Origin of the sequence: Devosia insulae DS-56 (assembly GCF_000970465.2) — a bacterium.
Classification (GTDB): Bacteria; Pseudomonadota; Alphaproteobacteria; order Rhizobiales; family Devosiaceae; genus Devosia_A; species Devosia_A insulae.
Genome location: NZ_LAJE02000296.1, coordinates 1 through 3502, shown reverse-complemented (window position 1 = coordinate 3502; position 3502 = coordinate 1). Strand labels below are relative to the sequence as shown.

The 3502-nt window shown below is 66.8% G+C and carries 3 protein-coding genes; all 3 read right to left on the bottom strand.

Features of this window, described 5'->3' with window-relative positions:
* Positions 1–68: 68 nt before the first annotated feature.
* The 3 genes from VW23_RS21060 to VW23_RS21050 are packed head-to-tail and all read right to left on the bottom strand — an operon-like array spanning position 69 to position 3078.
* A complete protein-coding gene (locus tag VW23_RS21060; protein WP_069911472.1) occupies positions 69–1586 on the bottom strand; it encodes a tripartite tricarboxylate transporter permease in 1518 nt (505 codons plus the stop codon).
* Positions 1586–2119: a tripartite tricarboxylate transporter TctB family protein gene (locus VW23_RS21055; protein ID WP_069911473.1), complete on the bottom strand. Its 534-nt coding sequence runs from the start codon at positions 2117–2119 to the stop codon at positions 1586–1588. Before VW23_RS21055 ends, VW23_RS21060 begins: the two co-directional genes overlap by 1 nt.
* Positions 2120–2127: 8 nt before the next feature.
* Entirely contained in the window at positions 2128–3078 is a 951-nt protein-coding gene (locus VW23_RS21050) for a Bug family tripartite tricarboxylate transporter substrate binding protein (protein ID WP_069911471.1), read from the bottom strand.
* Positions 3079–3502 lie beyond the last annotated feature (424 nt).

Below are 3502 nucleotides of genomic sequence, written 5' to 3'. Positions count from 1 at the left end.
CCGTAATCCTCCCCGCCGCGCGGGGGAGGATTACGGAGCGGCCGGTGGCTTACTCAGCCCTGCAGGCGTCAGTCGTTGTCGGCAGCAACCGCCGCGAGCACTTCGCCCTTGCCGCGGGCCCGGAGGATCAGCGGCACGATCAGTGCCAACGCCGCCAGCGCCAGCAGTGTCGCCGAGATCGGCGAGGTGACGAGCACCGTCACATCGCCCTGCGAGATGGCCAGCGCCCGCCGCAACTGCTGCTCGGCCATCGGCCCGAGGATCAGCCCCACCACCACCGGTGCGATCGGGAAGTGGAACAGCCGCAGGCCATAGCCGAGCAGGCCGAAGGCCAGCAGCATGCCGAGCTCGAACACCGACGGGTTGGCGCCGATGGTGCCGAGCGTCGCGAACAGCAGGATGCCGGCATAGAGCCAGGGTTTTGGAATGGTCAGCAGCTTCACCCACAGCCCGATCAGCGGCAGGTTGAGCACAATCAGCATCAGGTTGGCGATCAACAGGCTGGCGATCAGGCCCCAGACCAGTTGCGGGTTCGAGGTGAACAGCAGCGGACCAGGCTGCAGGCCATATTGCTGGAAGCCGGCCAGCATGATCGCTGCGGTCGCCGAGGTCGGCAGACCCAGCGTCAGCAGCGGCACCAGCGTACCGGCAGCCGAAGCGTTGTTGGCGGCCTCGGGTCCGGCGACACCTTCGATGGCGCCATGGCCGAACTCTTCGGGGTGCTTGGAGAGCTTCTTTTCCGCCGCATAGGAAAAGAACGTCCCGATCTCGGCGCCGCCAGCCGGCATGGCGCCGATCGGAAAGCCGATCACGGTGCCGCGTAGCCACGGCTTCCACGACCGGGCCCAGTCCTTGGCGCTCATCCACAACGAGCCGCGCACCGGCTCCACCGTTTCGGGCGCGCGCTTGCCCTGTGCCGCGACGAACAGCGTCTCGCCGATGGCGAACATCGCGACGGCGAGCGTCGTGACTTCGACGCCGTCGAGCAGGTCGGGAATGCCGAAGCTCAGCCGTGCCTGCCCGGTCTGCAGGTCGATGCCGATGATCCCCAGCGTCAGTCCGATGAACAGCGAGGTCAGCCCGCGCAGGGCGGAATCGCCGAACGCCGCCGACACGGTGACGAAGGCCAGCACCATCAGCGCAAAATACTCGCGCGGCCCGAAGGCCAGCGCAAACTTCACCACCCACGGAGCGAGGAAGGCGAGCGCGATGGTGGCGATCAGCCCTGCGACGAAGGAGCCGATGGCGGCGGTGGCGAGGGCCGGACCGCCCCTGCCCGCCTTGGCCATCTTGTTGCCCTCGAGCGCCGTGACGATCGAGGCGCTTTCGCCGGGCGTGTTGAGCAGGATCGAAGTGGTCGAGCCGCCATACATGCCGCCATAGTAGATGCCGGCAAACATGATCAGCGACCCGGCGGGATCGAGCTTGTAGGTCACCGGCAAGAGCAACGCGACTGTCGTCCCCGGCCCGATGCCCGGCAGCACCCCCACGGCAGTGCCAAGCGTCACGCCGACCAGCGCGTACAACAGGTTGATCGGCTGGATCGCAACCGAGAGTCCCTGCAGCAGCAGGGCAAAGGTATCCATCAGCTGGCGCTCCCCGGAGCGGCCTTGAACGGCGCGGTGATGAGGTCAAAACCCTGGATCAACAGGTGCTCGGGCGGGCCGGCCGGCAGCGTCAGCTGCAGCACGCGGGCGAACAAGAACCAGACGAAGCCCGAGATGAGGGTGCCGCTCAGCAAAGCCAGCGGCATTGAAACCTTGCCCAGGCCCCGCGCCGTCATGGCGAAGAGGATGCCGGTGGCGATCGAAAAGCCGGTGAACTTGATCAGCGCCATCTGCGCGATCAGTCCGCCGACGATCCACAGCACAGGCGGCAAGTCCTGCTGCTCGCGCTCGGGGAAATCGTGCCGATAGGCGGCGATGACTGTCCAGACGGCGAGACCGCCGAGACAGATGGCGATCGCATACGGAATGGTCTGCGGGCCGATCCGGGCATAGGCGCCGCCGGCGCCCAGCCGCGAGGCATCCCACGCAATGAGCAGCGCGAGAGCCAACAGACCCGCAGCGATGACCAGCGCCGCCCAGTCTGGGCGGCGCTGCTTGTTTGCCTGAGCCATGGGCTCGATCATTGCACGAGACCGATATCCTTGAGAATTGCCTCAGTGGCAGTGATCTCGGTGGCTAGCTGGGTCCTGAACGCGTCACCCGGCAGGTAAGTGTTGATCCAGCCCTTGGTCTCGAGGATCTTGGTCCAGGCGGCAGAGTTCACCAGCTTTTCGACATCGGCGCCGATGGCGGCGGTCTGTTCGGCGCTGAGGCCAGGACCGGCCCACACGCCGCGCCAGTTCTGCACCACCAGGTCGATGCCGCTTTCCTTGAAGGTCGGCCCGCTGATGATCGCCACCTTTTCCGGGGCCGAAACGCCGATGACGCGCAGCGCCCCGGCTTCCACCTGCGACTGGAACTCGCCATAGCCGGAAATGCCGACCGTGACCTGGCTGCCGAGCACCGCGGCCAATGCTTCACCGCCGCCCGAGAAGGCGACGTAGTTGACCAGCTTGGGGTCGACCCCGACGGTCTTGGCAAAGAGGCCTGCGGTGATGTGGTCGGTACCGCCGGCCGAGCCGCCGGCCCACGACACCGAACCCGGATCGGCCTTCAGCTTGGCGACGAGGCCGGCGAGGTCCTGGATGTCCGAAGAGGCCGGCACCACGATCACTTCATACTCGCCGGTGAGCCGGGCAATCGGCGTCACCGCGTCGAGGGTCACCGGCGCCTTGTTGGTGAGGATCGCGCCGACCATCACATAGCCGCCCACGATCAGCTTGGACGGGTTGCCATTGGCTTCCTGCACGAACTGCGCAAGGCCGATGGTGCCGCCGGCACCCGGCACATTGGTAACCTGCACATTGCCGGAAATACCCTCGGCGGTGAGCGCTTCCTGCATCGAGCGGGCGGTCTGGTCCCAGCCGCCGCCGGGCGCGGCAGGCGCCATGATCGAATAGTCGGCGGCAAAGGCCGCGGTCGGCAGCGCCAAAGCGCCAGCCAGCAAGGCAGTCGCGACGAGATGCTTCATTGCTTGTCCTCCAATGCGGCCGGCACGCTGCCGACCGTCGTTATTTCGATCCTGGGGGAATGCCCCGCGATGAAACAGCACGGGCTGCCGCAGAGTTGCGGCAACGCTGATCAAAACTGCGGGGTCCTCCCAGACTCCTCAGCCGGACGCTGTTGCGCCTCGGCCAGGCTCGACCAGACCACAGCAAGCTGTCGTGAAGCTGACATAGCTCCCCTCCCCCTTGAGGGCAGGGCAATCGCATATGGCTTTGTGCACTGAACTCTCGGTGCTCCTCCACCGTGAAACGGGGGAGGGGGACCGCCGAAGGCGGTGGAGGGGGCGCCAGGAAGCGCCAGTGTTTGGGGCCGCCCCCCCCACCACCTTCCCTGTCCCCCCTCCCCCCCTCCCCGGCGGAGGACCCCTACGACCCCGGTGCTCTCCGTTT